13 protein-coding genes are annotated in these 18,603 nt (G+C 61.6%); 5 read left to right on the top strand and 8 right to left on the bottom strand.

The features are described from left to right. Nucleotides 1-39 precede the first annotated feature (39 nt). Genes IF204_RS09360 through IF204_RS09335 form a run of 6 tightly spaced genes read right to left on the bottom strand, consistent with a single transcriptional unit; the run spans nt 40 to nt 8,321 of the window. Entirely contained in the window at nt 40-1,113 is a 1,074-nt protein-coding gene (locus tag IF204_RS09360; RefSeq protein WP_194096460.1) for an ABC transporter permease, read from the bottom strand. Beyond that, nucleotides 1,113-2,198, bottom strand: a complete 1,086-nt coding sequence (locus IF204_RS09355) for an ABC transporter permease (protein WP_194096458.1) — start codon at nt 2,196-2,198, stop codon at nt 1,113-1,115. The genes IF204_RS09360 and IF204_RS09355 overlap by 1 nt, the downstream gene beginning before the upstream one ends. Next, the gene (locus tag IF204_RS09350) at nt 2,185-3,750 is read right to left on the bottom strand and encodes an ABC transporter ATP-binding protein (RefSeq protein ID WP_194096456.1); all 1,566 of its coding nucleotides are present in this window, start codon (nt 3,748-3,750) and stop codon (nt 2,185-2,187) included. Before IF204_RS09350 ends, IF204_RS09355 begins: the two co-directional genes overlap by 14 nt. Continuing rightward, entirely contained in the window at nt 3,689-4,606 is a 918-nt protein-coding gene (xdhC, locus tag IF204_RS09345) for a xanthine dehydrogenase accessory protein XdhC (protein WP_194096454.1), read from the bottom strand. The genes IF204_RS09350 and xdhC overlap by 62 nt, the downstream gene beginning before the upstream one ends. Then, a complete protein-coding gene (xdhB, locus tag IF204_RS09340; protein WP_194096452.1) occupies nt 4,603-6,969 on the bottom strand; it encodes a xanthine dehydrogenase molybdopterin binding subunit in 2,367 nt (788 codons plus the stop codon). Before xdhB ends, xdhC begins: the two co-directional genes overlap by 4 nt. Beyond that, nucleotides 6,966-8,321 (bottom strand): xanthine dehydrogenase small subunit, encoded by a 1,356-nt coding sequence (locus IF204_RS09335; RefSeq protein WP_194096449.1) that lies wholly within the window; start codon nt 8,319-8,321, stop codon nt 6,966-6,968. The genes xdhB and IF204_RS09335 overlap by 4 nt, the downstream gene beginning before the upstream one ends. Before the next feature lie 245 nt (nt 8,322-8,566). On the opposite strand from IF204_RS09335, the gene dnaE reads away from it, so the two are divergent. Next, nucleotides 8,567-12,091, top strand: coding sequence for a DNA polymerase III subunit alpha (gene dnaE / locus IF204_RS09330; RefSeq protein ID WP_194096447.1), 3,525 nt, complete (start codon nt 8,567-8,569; stop codon nt 12,089-12,091). Here the strand turns inward: dnaE and IF204_RS09325 are convergent, their stop codons facing one another. Then, on the bottom strand, nt 12,092-12,295 hold the full coding sequence (locus IF204_RS09325; protein WP_167636103.1) for a SlyX family protein: 204 nt from the start codon (nt 12,293-12,295) through the stop codon (nt 12,092-12,094). A gap of 101 nt (nt 12,296-12,396) precedes the next feature. Here IF204_RS09325 and hisS point away from each other — a divergent pair, with 101 nt between their 5' ends. Genes hisS through hisG form a run of 3 tightly spaced genes read left to right on the top strand, consistent with a single transcriptional unit; the run spans nt 12,397 to nt 15,661 of the window. Continuing rightward, nucleotides 12,397-13,893, top strand: a complete 1,497-nt coding sequence (hisS, locus tag IF204_RS09320) for a histidine--tRNA ligase (protein ID WP_194096445.1) — start codon at nt 12,397-12,399, stop codon at nt 13,891-13,893. Beyond that, nucleotides 13,890-14,972, top strand: a complete 1,083-nt coding sequence (locus IF204_RS09315) for an ATP phosphoribosyltransferase regulatory subunit (RefSeq protein ID WP_194096443.1) — start codon at nt 13,890-13,892, stop codon at nt 14,970-14,972. Before hisS ends, IF204_RS09315 begins: the two co-directional genes overlap by 4 nt. Then, nucleotides 14,969-15,661 carry an ATP phosphoribosyltransferase gene (gene hisG / locus IF204_RS09310; RefSeq protein ID WP_167636106.1) on the top strand — a complete coding sequence of 231 codons (693 nt, stop codon included), beginning with the start codon at nt 14,969-14,971 and terminating at the stop codon, nt 15,659-15,661. Before IF204_RS09315 ends, hisG begins: the two co-directional genes overlap by 4 nt. Before the next feature lie 63 nt (nt 15,662-15,724). Here the strand turns inward: hisG and IF204_RS09305 are convergent, their stop codons facing one another. Beyond that, entirely contained in the window at nt 15,725-16,156 is a 432-nt protein-coding gene (locus tag IF204_RS09305; RefSeq protein WP_194096441.1) for a DUF1489 family protein, read from the bottom strand. Between the two features lie 133 nt (nt 16,157-16,289). Here IF204_RS09305 and IF204_RS09300 point away from each other — a divergent pair, with 133 nt between their 5' ends. Next, nucleotides 16,290-18,572 carry an adenosylcobalamin-dependent ribonucleoside-diphosphate reductase gene (locus IF204_RS09300; RefSeq protein WP_194096439.1) on the top strand — a complete coding sequence of 761 codons (2,283 nt, stop codon included), beginning with the start codon at nt 16,290-16,292 and terminating at the stop codon, nt 18,570-18,572. Nucleotides 18,573-18,603: the final 31 nt, after the last annotated feature.

Below are 18,603 nucleotides of genomic sequence, written 5' to 3'. Positions count from 1 at the left end.
CCCAATTGGACCAGAGCAGATCTGGCTGTTTGCAGCGCCTCAGGTCGAGGCGTGAAAGGTTTTGCCCAGCGATGCAGGCGCATTGGAGGCGCGCAGCCCGACCAGAACGGCAATCGTCGCGAGGTAGGGTAGCATCGAAAGGTATTCGATCGGAATGGTCTGCATCCCTGCAAGCCGCAGCAGTCCGTAAACCACTGACAGAACGAGGATGATGACCGAGAGCAGGTTGTCCATCGGTGCGGCTGCTTTCTTTGTGATCGAGCGGGTAAGCCATACCACAGCGGCGGCGGCAGCAAGAAGCCCAATCGCGATATCGAGAAGAGCCAGTGTCCCATCGGCTTGCAGGTTTAGCTGCAACACGGTGACGCCGCCGAAAAGATAGGCACCGATCAGAAGTCGGAAAGGCTTCCAGCTGGCGAAGACCACGATAGCGAGGGCGATCCAGCCCGCACCGGCAGTGATGCCGTCGGTCCACTGGGGCACACGAACGAGGCTGATGTAAGCGCCTGCAAGGCCCGCGCATCCGCCGCCGAAGAAGATTGCCGCCATGCGAACAAGGCGAACAGGATAGCCGAGAGCGTGTGCCGCGTCGTGGTTCTCTCCGACTGCGCGCAGGATCAGACCCGCGCGACTGCGGAACATAACGAACCAGACGAGGACGATGAGGAGGATCGACAGATATACGACTGCGTCGTGGTTGAAGAGGATCGGACCGATTGCCGGAATGTCGGACAGGAGCGGGATCGGCAGACGCGGTACGGTGACGGGGTAGGTGGCGGTTGCGCCTTGGCCCACGAGTGATGACAGACCCAGCCCGAAGAGCGTCAGGCCAAGCCCCGTCGCGGTCTGGTTGGTCAGCAGGAACTGCGTCAGAAAACCGAAGATGAGGCTCAGGCACGCGCCCGCAAGCGCCGCCGCGGCAAAGCCGCCGATGGCGCTACCGCTACCGTGACCGATGATATAGCCGAAGACCGCTCCGGTGATCATCATGCCCTCGACACCAAGGTTCAAAACGCCGGAGCGCTCGACGACCAGCTCTCCGATAGCAGCCAGCAGAACCGGCGTGGAGGCGACCATGACCGCCGCGAGAAGGAGGATCGGATTGATGTCCATCAGCGCACCTCGTTCTTTCCAAAGCGGAGACGATAATTGGTCAGCACATCGACCCCGAGGATCGAGAACAGCAGCATCCCTTGGAACACCATGATCGCCGCAGCGGGCAGCTGTTCGCGGTCCTGAGCGACCTCGCCGCCGATATAAGTCAGAGCCATCAATGCGCCCGCCATCAGAATGCCGACCGGATGGAGCCGGCCCAGATAGGCAACGATAATAGCCGTGAAACCGTAAAATTTGGGGAAAGATCCGAGGATTTGTCCCGCAGGTCCAGTGACCTCGAACACGCCTGCAAGTCCGGCGAGGCCGCCCGAAAGCAGGAGCGAAATGATGACCAGCTTGTTCGGGTTCAGGCCCGAGAACGACGCGGCCTTCGGGCTTTGCCCTGCAAGGCGCACGTCGAAACCGAACTGGTGGCGGGTCAGGATGACATATGCCACGGCAACCGCGATCAGCGCCGCGATCACGCCCCAGTGGACGCCGGTACCCGCGAACAGCTCGCCGTTGGCGGCGGCGGGATACTGGCTGAGGTTGCGGCTACCGGGGAAGCCGTGGCCCTCGGGGTTGCGCATCAGGCCCGACGAGAACGCAGTAATCAGCACTTGCGCGACGTATACCAGCATGAGCGACACAAGGATTTCGTTTGTCTTGAATTTGACCTTCAGCAGCGCGGGGATCAGGCCCCAGACCGCACCTCCGATGGTGCCCGCGATGATGGCGAGCGGGAAGACAAGCCAGCGGGATTCGCTGGGATAGAACGCCAGCGCAACGCCAGCGCCGCAGATCGCGCCCATGATATACTGGCCTTCGGCGCCGATATTCCAAACGCCCGCGCGAAACCCGAAGGCAAGGCCGGTCGCGATGAGGATCAGCGGAGCGGCTTTCTTGATGACTTCGGGTCGGTAGTAGAACGAGAACTCACCGAAAAGCGGTTCGTAGAAAATTGCGCGGATCGCGCCCACGGGGTCTTTGCCGAGGCTGGCGAAGAGCGCCATGCCGAGCAGGATGGTCACGACGACGGCGACCAGAGGCGCGGCGTAGGTCCAGAATGTCGACGGCTGGGGTCGTTTCTCAAGCCTGAGCATGCGCGGCCTCCATATCGTGGGCGCCGCCCAGCATCAGACCGATTTCCTCAATGCTCAGCCCCTTGGTCGAGACAGGCTTGGACAGCCGCCCTTCGTTTAGAGCCGCGAAACGGTCTGCAATTTCCAGAATTTCATCAAGGTCCTGGCTGATCACCACTACCGCAGACCCACCAGCAGCGAGGTCAAGCAGAGACTGACGGATCGAAGCCGCCGCTGCCGCATCCACCCCCCAAGTCGGTTGGTTCACGACGAGAACCTTGGGCTTTTGCAGGATCTCGCGGCCGATGACGAATTTTTGCAGGTTGCCGCCCGACAGTGCGCGCGCGGTTGTCTCGGTCCCCGGAGTGCGGACATCGAACGCGTTGATGATGCTGTCGGCAAAGTCGCGTGCTTTGGACCAATCGAGCATACCGTTCTTTGATAGAGCCATCCGCGTGTTGCCTGTGAGCAGCGCATTTTCGGTCAATGTCATGTCGGGCGCAGCGGCGTGGCCGTTCCGTTCCTCGGGGGCAGCGCAAACGCCGATCTTGCGGCGCGCATTCGGTGTCAGACCGCCGATGGAGGCCCCGTCAACAACGACCATGCCGTCGCCGGTTCGCATCTCGCCCGAGAGCGCGGCGACCAGTTCGTCCTGACCGTTGCCTGCAACGCCGCCGATACCGACGACTTCGCCAGCGCGGACCGTCAGTTCGATGTTCTTGAGGGCCGTGCCGAATTGGTGCGGGGCAGGGGCGGAGAGGTTTTTCAGCTTCAGAATCTCGGCGCCCGCTTCCGCGTAGTCGCGCTGCGGCGCTTGCAGAACGGTGCCCACCATCATCTCGGCCATCTCGCGGCTCGTCGTGGCGCGCGGATCGCATTCGCCGACGACCTTGCCGAGCCGCAGGATCGTGGCCCTGTGGCAAAGCGCGCGGATTTCATCGAGCTTGTGGGAAATATAGAGGATCGAGGTGCCTTGTTCGGACAGCAGGCGGAGCGTCTCGAACAGGATATTGACCTCTTGCGGGGTCAGAACGGACGTCGGCTCGTCCATGATGAGCAGGCGCGGCGACTGGAGCAGGCAGCGGATGATCTCGACCCGCTGGCGCTCACCTGCCGACAGATCGCCGACGATCATATCGGGATCGAGCGGTAGGCCGTATTTCTCCGACACTTCACGGATACGGCCAGCGATCTGCTTGCGCGGCGGAGGGTTGTCCATACCAAGCGCGATGTTCTCGGCCACGGTCAGCGCGTCAAACAGCGAGAAATGCTGGAACACCATCGCGATGCCAGACCCGCGCGCGGCGCGCGGATCGCTCGGGCTAAAAGGCTGACCTGCGAGCGTCATGTCCCCCGCATCGGGCCGCACCAGACCATAGATCGTCTTGACCAAGGTCGATTTGCCCGCGCCGTTTTCACCCAGCAGCGCGTGGATTTCTCCCTCGCCGATGGAGAAGCTGACATCGCTGTTGGCGACCACGCCCGGATAGGCTTTGGTCAACCCTCTCAGATCAAGCAGTGTCACTGTTGCCCTGTCCCGTTCCCTGTCCGATGTGCGCCCGTTGTAGCACATCTGTTGCGACCCCCAAGGCTATTGCCTGAGGATGTTTGCCAAGCGACGGATCCCCGATCGGACAGGCGATACGCGCGATCTTTTCCTGCCGATGTCCCAGATCGGCAAGCCGCTTGAAAAAGCGGGCGCGTTTGGTCTGCGAGCCGATGAGGCCGAGGCCGGAAAATCCATGTGCCAGAAGAGCATGGCAGAGCGCAAGGTCGAGTTCATGACTATGCGTCAAGATGACATGCTCGGCAGTTTTTGGTGCGTGTTTGACCATCTGCACGGGGTCCACGGCGACCAGATCGGTGACGCCGAAAGGGATGTCCGACGGGAAACGGTCCTGCGCGATGTCGACCCATTTGATGTCCGCCAGCGGAGCCAGAATGGCGACCAGCGCGCGGCCCACGTGCCCCGAACCCCAGACCCAGATCTCGCGGCCCTTGGGTGGTGCTGTCTCGATCAGCCAGCCGTCGACGATGACCGGCGCGGGGAGCGTGCCAATGTGCGTCAGCTTGCGCTCGACGCTCGTCGGCATCGGGCCCGGTTTTAATGGACGCGCGTAGGGGAGGGTTGGCAACGTTTCGGCAGTGAAAATCTCGCTCACCAATGTCACCGACCCGCCGCAGCACTGCCCAAGTCCCGGCCCGAGGGGATAGGTGCGTTCGGACAGCGCGTCTGTCTGAGCACGGGCGGCGGCAACGGCTTCCCACTCCAGACGACCGCCGCCGATGGTGCCGTCCTGACCATCGTTCCAGACATACATCACCGTCCCCGCCTCACGCGGGACCGAACCCGCGGTTCGGGTCACGACGATCCGCGCGACGGGTCCGCGAGCCGTCAGGGCCGCGAGGTGTTCGAGGTCGAAACTCACCCGCGCACCCGTTTGATGGCTTCGAGAAGGCGTTCCGGCGTCGCGGGCGCATCAAGGGCGGGGTAGGTCGTGCCGCAAGCTGCAACCGCGTCCGATAACGCGAGGAACGCTGAGATGCCGAGCATGAACGGCGGCTCGCCGACAGCTTTGGATCGGTAGATCGTGGCCTCAGGGTTCTCCGCATCGACCAGTTCGACGTTGAAAACAGGCGGACGGTCAGAGCACGCGGGGATCTTATAAGTCGACGGCGCGTGGGTGCGTAGGCGGCCTTGGTCGTCCCAGATAAGCTCTTCGGTCGTCAGCCATCCGGCACCTTGAACATAGCCGCCTTCGACCTGACCCTTGTCGATCGCGGGGTTCAGCGACTTGCCTGCGTCGTGCAGAATATCGGTGCGCAGGATGCGGTTTTCGCCCGTGAGCGTGTCGATCACCACTTCGGTCACAGCGGCGCCGTGGGCAAAGTAGAAGAACGGTCGACCTTGGCCCTTTTGACGGTCCCACGACAGGTCCGGCGTCTTGTAGAACCCAGTGGCCGAAAGGCTCACGCGGGCCTCATAGCACTTCAGCGCGGCTTCGGCGAAGGTCAGTTCCTGATCTGCCCAGCGCACCATGCCGCCCGCGAATTCGACGGGTTGGCCGCCACCGAGGTGCTCTGCCATGCGCTCTTTGATTGCGTCACAGGCAACCAGCACGGCCATACCATTAAGGTCAGACCCCGACGATGCCGCGGTGGCAGATGTGTTCGGCACTTTTGCGGTATCGGTGGCCGTAATCCTCACCTTGTCGACGCCGACGCCAAAGCGGGCAGAGGCGACCTGAGCGACCTTCTGGAACAGACCTTGGCCCATCTCCGTCCCGCCATGGTTCATCATGATCGAGCCGTCGGCGTAGACGTGGACCAGTGCGCCCGCTTGGTTGAGGTGGGTGAGGGTGAACGAAATGCCGAACTTTACCGGTGAGAATGCGATGCCCCGTTTCAGGATCGGAGAGTTGGCGTTCCACTCGGCGATGGCTTCGCGGCGCGCTTCGTACTCGCAACTTTGCAGCAGCTTTTCGGTCATGCCGTGCAGCAGGAAGTCCTTCACCTCCATCCCGTAGGGCGTGGTGTTCGGCTCGGGTTTGTGGCTCGGGGGAGAGTACTTGCCGCCGAACGGCGTGCCGCCGCCTTTGACGCGAGAAAACGTGCCGTCGGGCGCGGTCTCGGAAGCCGTGTCGATCTTGGCTTCGGCGTAGTAGTTCACTTTGCGCACTTCGACCGGATCGAGACCGAGGTCGTGCGCGATATGGTCCATCACTCGCTCGATGCCAACCACACCTTGCGGACCGCCGAAGCCGCGATAGGCGGTGGCGGACTGCATGTTGGTCTTGAGGCGGTAGGACGTAATCTTGGCCGTTGGCAGAAGGTAAGCGTTGTCGGCGTGGAGCATGGCGCGGTCGGCGACCGCTCCGGTCAGATCTTGCGCCCAGCCGGCGCGGGTGATCTGCTCAAACACGACGCCCTGAACGCGGCCACGCTCGTCAAAGCCGACCTCGTAGTCGATGCGGAAGTCATGGCGCTTGCCCGTGATGACCATGTCGTCGTCGCGGTCGTAGCGCATCTTGCAGGGCTTCCCCGTCAGACGCGCGGCAACCGCACAGGACACGGCCAGCGCGTTGCCTTGGGACTCCTTGCCGCCGAAGCCGCCACCCATCCGGCGACATTCGACGCGGACTGCGTGCATCGGGGTGCCGATCGCCTCGGCCACCTTGTGCTGGATTTCGGTCGGGTGCTGGGTGGAGCTGTGCACCACCATATCCCCATTTTCCTGCGGCGCGGCCATCGCGGCCTGACCTTCGAGGTAGAAGTGCTCTTGCCCGCCCATCTCGATCCGGCCCGATAGTCGGCGCGGAGCCTTGGCTACGGCCTCATCGGCATCACCCTTCTGCCAGACGCGCGGGCCGCCTTCGAACCAGCTTTCAGCGGCAAGGGCGGCGTCATAGGTGAGGATCGGGTCTTCTTCGTCGATGACCATCCTACCGAGCCGTGCGGCCTTTCGGGCATTCAGATGGGTGTCTGCGATCACGAGAAACACCGGCTGGCCAACGTGGTTCACGCGGTCAGTGGCAAGTAGGGGCTCGTCATGGATCGAAGCGCTGACATCGTTGGCGAAGGGCAGGTCGTCGGCAGTCAGAACCGCGACGACACCTTCTGCAGCGCGGACGCCTGAAACGTCCAGTTCGCGGAGCGTCCCGCGTGCCTGGGGCGAAAGACCGAACGCGAGGTGCAGCGTGCCTTTCGGCGTGGGGATATCATCAACGTAACGGGCCTTGCCGGTGACGTGAAGCGCGGCGCTGTCGTGCGGAGTAGCGATGCCGACGGTCATGCGCGGACCTCCATCAGGTCGATGGAGATGCCTTGGCTCTCCGCGAAATAGCGGCGGAGCATCCCTTGTGCGGCCTCGGTGCGGTACGCAGCAGAGGCGCGCATGTCGGACATTGGTTTGAAGTCAGTACCCAGCGCGGTGCAGGCCGCGTCGATGGTGGCTTCGGTCCACGGCTGACCGACCAGAGCCTCCATCGTGCCCTTGGCCAGTTGCGGTGTCCCCGCCATGCCGCCGAACGCGATGCGGGCCTCGGTGACGGTGCCGTCAGTGATTGTCAGGTTGAAGCATCCGCAAACGGCAGAGATGTCCTGATCGAAACGCTTCGACAGTTTGTAGCAGCGCAGGCCGTCTGCCGACTTGGGGATGGTCACGGCCTCGACGAACTCGCACGCTTGCCGGTCCTGTTTGCCGTATTCGATGAAGAAATCCTCGATCGGCATCGAACGACGGTCATCACCGCGGCGCAGGTGCAGCGTGGCACCCAGCGCGATGAGGGCAGGTGGGTTGTCTCCAATGGGCGAGCCGTTGGCGATGTTGCCGCCGATGGTCGCTGAATTGCGCACCTGTTCCGAGCCGTAGCGGCGGGCCATCGCGGCGTAGCTCGGGTGGTGTTTGGTCAGCACGGGAAGCAGCTCGGCCATAGTCACACCCGCACCGATGCGAAGCGTATCCCCCTCGTCATTAATACTGCGCATGTCTGCGCAGCCGCCGACGAATGCCACGTTGGGCAGGTCGCGTAGTTGCTTCGTCACCCAGAGGCCGACGTCGGTCGCACCGGCAACCAGTGTGCCTTCGGGGTGCTCCATATACCACGCGGCCAGTTCGTCCGAGGACTTCGGCTGGGCAGGGGAGGCGCTGGCGTCAACGGCCTTGTCCTTGACCCATTCGGGCGCTGCCTGATGCGCGGCCTTTTCGGCGGCGCGGACAATCGGGGCGTATCCTGTGCAGCGGCATAGGTTGCCTGCCAGAACGCGGTCGGTATCGGTTTCTCCGGTCAGCTGCGCAGTCGCCATCGACACGACGAAACCGGGGGTACAGAAACCGCACTGGCTTCCGTGTTCTTCGACCATCGCGTGCTGGACGGGATGCATTTCACCGTTCGGGCCCGAAAGGCCCTCGACCGTGCGGAGCGCTTTGCCGTTGATCTGCGGCATGAGCATGATGCAGGCATTGTGGGCACGCGGGCCGCGTTCGTCGGTGACCATCACGGTGCACGCACCGCAGTCGCCTTCGTTGCAGCCTTCTTTCGTACCGGTCAGCCCTTGCTCTTCGCGTAGCCAGTCGAGCACCGTCCGCGTCGGCGGAACGTCTACCGAAACAGTCTCTCCGTTCAGAAGAAACGTGATCTCCATGTGAAAACCCGCCGCGTTACTCTTCCTTGGGGAATGGCGCATCGTCGATGCGGCGTAGACCCGCGCCCCCTTTTACCGTTCATTCAAATCTATGAAGGCCCTTTTGTGCAAGGTGTATTGCCGAATGATTTGCACGCTAAGCAAGCGACGCTAGGGCATTTGCCTTAATATTAGGCAAACGGGATCGCGCCGAATGTGATCGCGATGATGTTCCACTTATCAAAGGCTTGGGGTAGCTTGGGCGTATGACCGACTCTCCCCGTTTTATCCATCTGCGCGTCCATACCGAATATTCGCTGCTCGAAGGGGCAATGCGGGTCAAAAAGCTGTCTGGCACTGCCTTGGGCATGGGAATGCCCGCCGTCGCGGTGACCGACACCAACAGCATGTTCTGCGCGCTTGAGTTTTCCGAATACGCGAGTGGGGCGGGGCTCCAGCCGATTATCGGCTGTCAGGTGAGCTTCGGCTACGTCAAACCCGAGCCGGGCAAGAAGCCCGAACCGCCCGCGCCGTTGGTGTTCCTCGCCCAGACCGAAGAGGGCTACGAGAACCTCATGCGGATGTCGAGCATCCTTTATGTGGATAATAACGAGGGTCAGTTGCCGCAGATCCAGATGCAGGATCTGCGCGAGCACAACGCAGGTCTGATCTGTCTTACCGGCGGCCCCGACGGTCCGATGGGGCGTCTGTTGCGCACGGGGCAGGCGGCCAAGGCGCAGGCGATGATGCAGGAGCTGAAGGACATCTTCGGCGACCGCCTCTACGTCGAACTCCAGCGTCACCCCGAAGAGGGCGGCCTTCCCGAAGCCGAAAAGCTAAGCGAGCGCGGTTTTGTCGAGATGGCCTATGCGATGGACATTCCGCTGGTCGCGACGAACGACGTCTATTTCCCGAATGCAGAGATGTACGAAGCGCACGACGCGATGATCTGTATCGCGGAGGGCGCATATGTCGACCAGCAGCAGGACCGCCGCCGCCTTACGCGCCAGCACTATTTCAAGTCGCAGGAAGAGATGATCACACTCTTCGCCGACCTGCCCGAGGCTATCGAGAACACGGTCGAGATTGCCAAGCGCTGCGCGTTCAAAGCCTACAAGCGCGCGCCGATCCTTCCGAAGTTCGCCGATGACGAGGTCGAGGAACTTCGCCGTCAGGCTTGGGAAGGTCTGGAAGCACGACTGGCGGTCATCCCCCACGCCGCGCCGGTGGAGGAGTATAACAAACGCCTCCAGTTCGAGCTGGATATCATCGAGGGCATGGGATTCCCCGGTTACTTCCTGATCGTTGCTGACTTCATCAAGTGGGCGAAGGATCAGGGCATCCCCGTCGGGCCGGGCCGCGGTTCAGGTGCGGGCTCACTCGTGGCTTACGTGCTGACGATTACCGACCTTGATCCGCTGCGCTATTCGCTGCTGTTCGAACGCTTCCTCAACCCCGAACGTGTGTCGATGCCCGACTTCGACATCGACTTCTGCATGGACCGTCGTGAAGAGGTCATCAAATACGTTCAGGAGAAATACGGCCGCGATAAGGTCGCGCAGATCATCACCTTCGGTGCGCTTCTGTCCAAGGCGGCAGTGCGTGACGTGGGGCGTGTGCTCCAGCTGCCGTTCGGACAGGTCGACCGCCTGTCGAAGCTGATCCCCGTTGAGGGCGTGAAGCCCGTGTCGATCGAGCAGGCGCTCAAACAGGAAGACCGCCTGCGCCAGATGGCGAGCGAGGAAGAGGTCATCGACCGCCTTCTGAAATACGGGATGCAGGTCGAAGGGTTGCTGAGGAACGCGTCGACACACGCGGCGGGTGTCGTGATTGCGGACCGCCCGACGGATCGGCTCGTGCCGCTCTACCAAGACCCGCGTTCGGACATGCCTGCGACCCAGTTCAACATGAAATGGGTGGAGCAGGCCGGTCTGGTGAAGTTCGACTTCCTCGGTCTGAAAACGCTGACGGTGATCCAGTCGGCAATGAACCTGATCTTCAAATCGGGTCGTTCGCTGCATATCGCCGCCGATGGCACGCAGCTCTACGAGCCTGCCGCCGGTGCGGAGAACCACATCAACGCGATCCCGCTGGACGATAAGAAAACCTACGACCTCTATTCCGATGCGAAAACGGTCGCTGTGTTCCAGGTGGAAAGTTCGGGCATGATGTCCGCGCTTCGCCAGATGAAACCGACGTGTATCGAGGATATCGTTGCGCTTGTGGCGCTTTACCGTCCGGGTCCGATGGAGAACATCCCGACCTATTGCGACGTGAAGCACGGCCGCAAGGAACTGGAATCCGTCCACCCGACCATCGACCATATCCTCGCCGAAACGCAGGGCATCATCGTTTATCAGGAACAGGTGATGCAGATCGCGCAGGTCATGGCGGGTTACTCGCTCGGCGGCGCTGACCTTCTGCGCCGTGCGATGGGTAAGAAGATCAAAGAGGCGATGGACGCCGAACGTCCGAAGTTCGAAGCAGGCGCCAAAGAGAACGGCGTTGATAAAAAGAAAGCTTCCGAGGTCTTCGACCTTCTGGAGAAATTCGCGAACTACGGCTTCAACAAATCTCACGCTGCGGCCTACGCGGTCGTGTCCTACCAGACAGGTTGGCTCAAGGCGAACCATCCGGTCGAGTTCATGGCAGGCGTCATGAACTGCGATATCCACCTGACGGAAAAGCTGGCGATCTACGCCGAAGAAGTCCGCCGCGGGATGAACATCGAAATTGTCCCGCCGTGCGTGAACCGCTCGCTGGCGACGTTCGATGTGGTCGATCAGAAACTTGTCTACGCGCTGGGCGCGCTGAAAAACGTCGGCTCCGAAGCGATGAATATGATCGTTCGTGCGCGCGAGGAAACAGGCCGCCCGTTCGCAACGCTCTACGATTTCGCCCGCCGCGTCGATCTAAAGAAAGTGGGCAAGCGCCCGCTGGAAATGCTTGCGCGGGCAGGGGCATTCGATCAGCTCGACAGCAACCGCCGCCGCGTTCTGGAAAGCCTCGATCCGCTGGTCGCCTATTCCGCAGCTATCCACGAACAGAGCGCTTCGGCGCAGGTGTCGCTATTCGGTGATGCAGGCGAGGATCTGCCCGAACCGCGTCTGGCTGCCGTCACCGACTGGGCTCCATCCGACCGTCTGATGGAAGAGCAGAAAGCCATCGGCTTTTTCCTCTCGGGCCACCCGCTCGACGACTATGCGAGTGCGTTGAAGCGCAAGAAAATCTTCACGATCGCCGAAGCCCAAAAAAAAGCAGAGGCCGAAGGAGCCGTTGCCGTCCGTGTAGGCGTCATGGTTTCGGGCTTCCGCGAAATGAAGTCATCAAAAGGCACCCGCTATTTCCGAATGAACATCTCGGATTCGTCGGGCCAGCTTTCCGGCATCGCGATGTTCATGCGCAAGGATGACGAGCTATTCGCCGCGCGTACCGTGTTCGAAGAAACCGACAAAGTGGTCGTCACGCTCGAAGGGCGTTTCAACGACGGTCAGTTCGATCCGACGATCCGCGCGGTCGCTCCGATGGAATCGGTGGTGGCCGATGCGGGCGGGGCAGGGCTTCAGGTATATATTCAGGACGAAGAGGCGGTCGTCTCCATCGCGTCCGTTCTGGAAACCGCGCGCCGTGACAAGGTGCGGGGCAGCATCGGGCCGATCCGCCTCACAGTTATGACCAACGCCGATCCGGCAGAAGTCGATATCGACCTCGCCGATAGCTTCCCCGTGTCGCCGCAAATCCGTGGGGCGCTGCGGTCGATCGAAGGCGTCGTCGACGTGATCGAGATGTAATTACCAGTGCGGCGGGCGCTGGTCGGCGAGCGGGATGTCGTTGCTGCTCGCATATTCACGCTCTGCCTCACGCTCCATCAGCATGGCGAGGCGGCGCTTTGCCAGTAGCAGATCGGTCTCCTGCCGCGCGACGATGTCGGACAGTTCTTCGACGGTGCGGGTGAGGTGAGCGATACGCTCTTCAAGTGCGGTGGTGTCTGTCATGTGCAACATCTTATGCCGTGGCGGAGGAAAGGCCAAGATCGCGTTGCTCTTGTGCGGTCCTGTCTATAAAGGATGCGGCGAAAACCGACCGAGGACGGACCATGGCAAAGCAAAAGAAGCAGCCCCGCCCCAAGGCAGTCACGCCGAAGGGGTTCCGCGATTATTTCGGCACCGAAGTGACCGAACGCACCCATATGCTGTCCCAGATTGCCGAGGTCTACCACCGTTACGGCTTCGAAGCGCTCGAGACATCCGGTGTCGAAACTGTCGAAGCTCTGGGTAAATTCCTTCCTGACGTCGACCGCCCGAACGAGGGTGTGTTCGCATGGCAGGAAGACGAAAAGGACTGGGTCGCGCTGCGCTATGACCTGACCGCGCCGCTGGCGCGAGTGGCTGCGCAGTACCGCAATGACCTGCCGTCGCCCTATCGCCGCTACGCGATGGGGCCCGTCTGGCGTAATGAAAAGCCCGGACCGGGCCGCTTCCGTCAGTTCTATCAGTGTGACGCGGATACCGTCGGCGCGCCGACTGTTGCCGCCGACGCAGAGATCTGCGCGATGCTGTCCGACACGCTGGAAACCGTCGGCATTCCGCGCGGTGACTACATCGTGCGCGTGAACAACCGCAAAGTGCTGAACGGCGTGATGGAAGTCGCAGGCGTTCTCGACCCCAATGACCCCGAGGCAATGGCCGAAGAGCGCGGCACCGTGCTCCGCGCCATCGACAAGTTCGACAAATTCGGTGAGGAGGGCGTCCGCCTTCTGATCGGCAAGGGCCGCATGGACGAGTCCGGCGACTTCACCAAGGGCGCTGGGCTTTCGGACGAGCAAGCCGACATCGTCATGGGCTTCATGTCCGCCCGCCGCGACACCGGCGCTGCGACCGCTGCGCGTCTGCGTGAACTGGTCGGCGGTTCGGTCGTCGGCAATGATGGCGTGAACGAGCTTGAATACATCGCGGAACTGCTGGACGCCCAAGGCTACGGCCCTGACCGTATCCTGATCGACCCGTCGGTCGTGCGCGGTCTCGGTTACTACACTGGCCCCGTGTTCGAAGCAGAACTGACCTTTGAAATCCTCGACGAAAAGGGCCGTCCGCGCCAGTTCGGCTCGGTGTCGGGCGGTGGTCGTTACGACGATCTGGTCAAGCGCTTCACCGGTCAGGAAGTCCCCGCAACGGGCGTGTCGATTGGTGTTGACCGTCTGCTCGCCGCGCTCCGCGCAAAAGGCCGCATGGGCGGAGCGCCGACCGGCCCCGTGGTCGTGACCGTCATGGATAAGGACCGCATGGCTGACTATCAGGCTATGGTCGCCGAGCTGCGCAACGCAGGCATCCGCGCCGAGGTTTACCTCGGCAACCCGAAGAACTTCGGCAACCAGTTGAAGTATGCGGACAAGCGCAACAGCCCGATCGCCGTCATCGAAGGTGGCAGCGAAAAGGAAAACGGCGTTGTGCAGATCAAGGACCTGATCCTCGGTGCCCAGATCGCGCAGAACGCCACGCTCGACGAATGGAAAGAGCGTCCCTCGCAGTACGAAATGCCGCGTTCGGAGCTCGTCGCCAAAGTCCGCGAAATCCTTGAAAGCCAGAAGCAATGACGGGACTTCGCCAGACGAACGAAGAAGCGCGCCGCATCCGCGCGCTCTTTGAAGCGCAGGGCGCGCAGCTTGTCGAAACGGACATCCTGCAACCCGCCGAAACGCTTCTCGACCTCTATGGTGAAGACATCCGTGGCCGCGCCTATGTGACCACAGACGGCGTGCGCGGCGAGATGATGCTCCGCCCGGACTTCACTGTTCCCGTGGTGCAGTGGCACATGGAATCCAACGCCGATCCGGCCCGCTACACCTACTCGGGCAAAGTCTTCCGTATGCAGGAAGAAGACCTTAGCCGCCCGAACGAGTACGTGCAGGTCGGCTACGAGGTGTTCGACGGCAAAGCGCCTGTTCAAGCCGACGCAGAGGTCTTCGCGATCATCGCGAAGGCTCTGGACGGTCTGCCCGTCCGCGCTGCAACTGGCGACTACGGTATCCTGACCGCCGCTGTTCGCGGGCTCGACACATCCGACGCGCGCAAAGCAGCTCTGCTGCGCCACATCTGGCGCCCCCGCCGCTTCCGCGCATTGCTGGAACGTTTCGGCGGCAAAGCCGACGTTCCTGCAACCCGCGCCGCGCTGCTGGCCAAAGCTGATCCGATGGCTGACGCTCAAGTTGTCGGCCTCCGCTCCGCCAAAGAGGTCGAAGACCGCATCGCGGCGCTCCGCGAAGATGCGCAAATGGCCCCTATCGACAGCGAACAGATCGCGATGCTCGAAGAACTTGTGAGCCTGCGCGAAACCTGCCCGAATGTCCTCGGCAACCTGCGTGACATCGCCGTGGATATGCCGTCGATCTCCGAGGCTGTGACCCGCTTCTCCCAGCGTCTCGATGCGCTGTCTGAAGCCGGTATCGACGTGGATGCGCTGGAATTCGAAGGTAACTTTGGCCGCACCTCGCTCGAATACTACGACGGCTTCGTCTTCGGCTTCTATTCGGAAACCCGCGCTGGAATGCCCGCCGTGGCAACTGGCGGCCGTTATGACGCGCTAACCCGCGTGCTTGGCCGTGGCCGCGAAGTGCCCGCCGTGGGCGCCGTCATCCGTCCGGAACTCGTCGTCGCACTCAGGGGGCAGGCATGACCGTGAAACTTGGTGTGCCGTCCAAAGGGCGGCTGATGGAGAAGACCTTCGAATGGTTCGCAGATCGCGGCCTGAAGCTGGTGAAAACCGGTTCGGAGCGCGAATACTCCGGCGCTGTCGAAGGCATCGACGGTATCGAGCTGGTGCTGCTCTCGGCCGGTGAAATTCCGCGCGAGCTGTCGGCTGGCCGTATCCACCTCGGCGTTACCGGCTCTGACTTGGTCCGCGAAAAAGTGCCGGATTGGGAAAACCGCATCCGCGAACTGGCTCCGATGGGCTTCGGCGGTGCTGATCTGATCATTGCCGTGCCGAACGGCTGGGTCGACGTGGACACCCTCGATGATCTGGACGCCGCCGCTGCACAATTCCGCCGCAACCACGGTTTCCGCCTGCGCATCGCGACGAAATACCACCGCCTTGTCCGCGAGTTCCTGCGCGACAACGGCGTTGCCGACTACCAACTGGTCGACAGCCAAGGCGCAACCGAAGGCACTGTCCGCAATGAGACCGCCGAAGCGGTGGCAGACATCACCTCGACCGGTGAAACGCTGCGCGCGAACGGTCTGAAAATCCTCGATGACGCACTCATTCACGCGAGTCAGGCAACGCTCTTCAAATCGCGCAACGCGGATTGGAGCAACGAAGACCGCAATGTCCTCAATCAACTCGAAGACCTGCTCCGCATCTGAGCCTGCCTTTGTGCGAAAAATATCCTGGGGGTGAGGCCCTCGGGCCGAGGGGGCAGCGCCCCCTCACATAATCCCGATTTCAGCGAGCGCCGCAGAAAGGGAAGCCGGCAGTTCCGGCTCGTCTTCGCGTTTCGCACCCAGATCGACAGGCGCGTCCGAAGGCGCGAGGTACCGCCAGCCTTGGAACGGGCGCTTCTGCGTCGGGGCCACGCGCACCATTTCGGGGTCGAGAACGATGGCGCATCGGCTGATCCCGTCACCGCCCAAAACTTCATCGAGTCGGACGATCTTTTGGCGACACTGAATCAGGCCCTTGATCACCCAATAAATTGATCCGCCATTCAGAACTTCGTCCTGACGTTTAGGCCACATTCGCGTAACATGGCAGGGCAGGCCGTCCGCGGTTTTGGCGGCACCGGATTTTTGCCAACGTTCTAAACCGGATACGTCTTCCGTGCCGACCGACAGCTTGATCAGATGTGTGAATTTGCTCATACGGTCTCTCCTTGTCGCTCACTAAATATCTGTTCACAACCTGTGGACAAGCCCGTATTTTGCGTTGATACGGGAAAGTGACCGCAATATGTATGCCCACCTCACCTAAACCCACTCTGGAGGATTCGAGCCCATGTCCCGCTTTGCAGCCCCTATCGCCGAACAAATTTGGGATATGAAATACCGTTTCAAAGACGCTGACGGTAAGGCTCTGGACGGCACGGTAGAAGATACCTGGCGCCGTATTGCCCGCGCTCTGGCGTCGGTCGAAAAGGACTCGGCCAAGTGGGAAGACAAATTCTACCACGCGCTCGAAGATTTCAAATACCTCCCCGCTGGCCGCATCACCGCGGGTGCAGGCACTGCGCGTTCGGTCACGCTGTTCAACTGCTTCGTTATGGGCACTGTTCCGGACTCGATGGCAGGCATTTTCGACATGCTGAAAGAGGCCGCGCTGACCATGCAGCAGGGTGGCGGCATCGGTTACGACTTCTCGACCATCCGCCCCAAGGGCGCGCTGGTTCATGGCGTTGCCGCGGACGCATCGGGCCCACTGTCGTTCATGGACGTCTGGGACGCCATGTGCCGCACCATCATGTCCGCCGGATCGCGCCGTGGCGCGATGATGGCGACCATGCGCTGCGACCACCCCGATATCGAAGCCTTCATCACCGCGAAATCTGACCCCGCCCGCCTGCGCATGTTCAACATGTCGGTGCTCGTCACCGATCCGTTCATGGAAGCCGTGAAGGCCGACAAGTCGTGGGAACTCACCTACGGCGACAAGGTCTATAAGACCGTTCAGGCGCGCGACCTGTGGAACCAGATCATGCAGTCGACCTACGATTACGCCGAACCGGGTGTGATCTTCATCGACCGCATTAACAAGATGAACAACCTGAACTACTGCGAGACCATCGCGGCGACCAACCCCTGTGGTGAACAGCCGCTGCCGCCGTATGGCGCGTGTCTGCTGGGTTCGATCAACCTCGCCCGTCTTGTCGAGAACGCGTTCGAAAAAGACGCACGCATGGACGTCGAAGCGCTGGACGACCTCGTCGCCACCGCAGTCCGCATGATGGACAACGTCGTTGATGCGTCGAACTTCCCGCTCGACGCTCAGGCGCAAGAGGCCCGCAACAAGCGCCGCATCGGCCTTGGCGTGACTGGCCTTGCCGACGCTCTGCTGATGCTCGGCCTGAAGTACGGCACCGAAGAAGCCGCCGCCCAGACCGACGCATGGATGAAGCAGATCGCCCGCTCGTCCTACCTCGCATCGGTTGAGCTGGCCAAAGAGAAGGGCGCGTTCCCGCTCTTCGACAAGGACAAGTACCTCGCTTCGGGCAACATGAAGCAGATGGACAAGGACGTGCGCGATGCGATTGCCAAGCATGGCATCCGCAACGCTCTGCTGACCTCGATCGCGCCGACCGGCACCATCTCGCTTTACGCAGGTAACGTCTCGTCGGGTATCGAGCCGGTGTTCGCCTATGCCTACACCCGCAAGGTTCTCCAGAAAGACGGCTCGCGCACCGAAGAAGAAGTCGTCGACTACGCCGTAAAGATGTATCGCGACAAGTTCGGCGCGGATGCCGAGCTGCCCGACTACTTCGTCAACGCGCAGACGCTGGAGCCGCTGGCTCACGTCCGTATGCAGTCGGCTGCGCAGAAATGGATCGACTCGTCGATCTCCAAGACCATCAACTGCCCCGAAGACATCAGCTTTGAGTCGTTCAAAGAGGTGTACATGGAGGCGTACGACACCGGATGTAAGGGTTGCACCACCTACCGCCCGAACGATGTAACCGGTTCGGTTCTGTCGGTTTCGGAATCCTCGGACAAAACTCCGGCAGAAGCACCGGCAACCGTCTCTGAAGAAGCCGAAGTCATCTACATGTCGGAGCCGCTGGATCGTCCGGCAGCCCTCGAAGGCAACACCTACAAGGTCAAGTGGCCGGACAGCGAGCACGCGATCTACATCACTGTCAACGACGTGGTGATCGCAGGCCATCGCCGCCCGTTCGAAGTGTTCATCAACTCCAAGAACATGGAGCACTTCGCGTGGACCGTCGCGCTGACCCGCATGATCTCGGCCGTGTTCCGCCGTGGCGGTGACGTCTCGTTTGTCGTCGAAGAGCTCAAGGCCGTGTTCGACCCGCGCGGCGGCGCATGGATGAAGGGCAAGTACGTCCCGTCGATCCTCGCAGCTATCGGCGGTGTTCTGGAACAGCACATGGTCGCCACGGGCTTCATTAAAGGCGAGGGCCTCGGTCTAAAAGCCGACCCGCAAGCCGAAGTCATGGTCGTCGGCGAAAAACCCAAAGGCAAATCCTGCCCGAGCTGCGGCGAGTACGGCATGAAGATGGAAAGCGGCTGTGAGTCGTGCCTGTCTTGCGGATATAGCAAGTGTGGCTAAGGCTAACGCTATGATTTAAAATGGAAACGCC

Origin of the sequence: Marivivens aquimaris, assembly GCF_015220045.1 — a bacterium.
Taxonomy (GTDB): Bacteria; Pseudomonadota; Alphaproteobacteria; order Rhodobacterales; family Rhodobacteraceae; genus Marivivens; species Marivivens aquimaris.
Note: the sequence above shows the minus strand (reverse complement) of the source record. Positions and strands in the feature narration are given on the sequence as shown.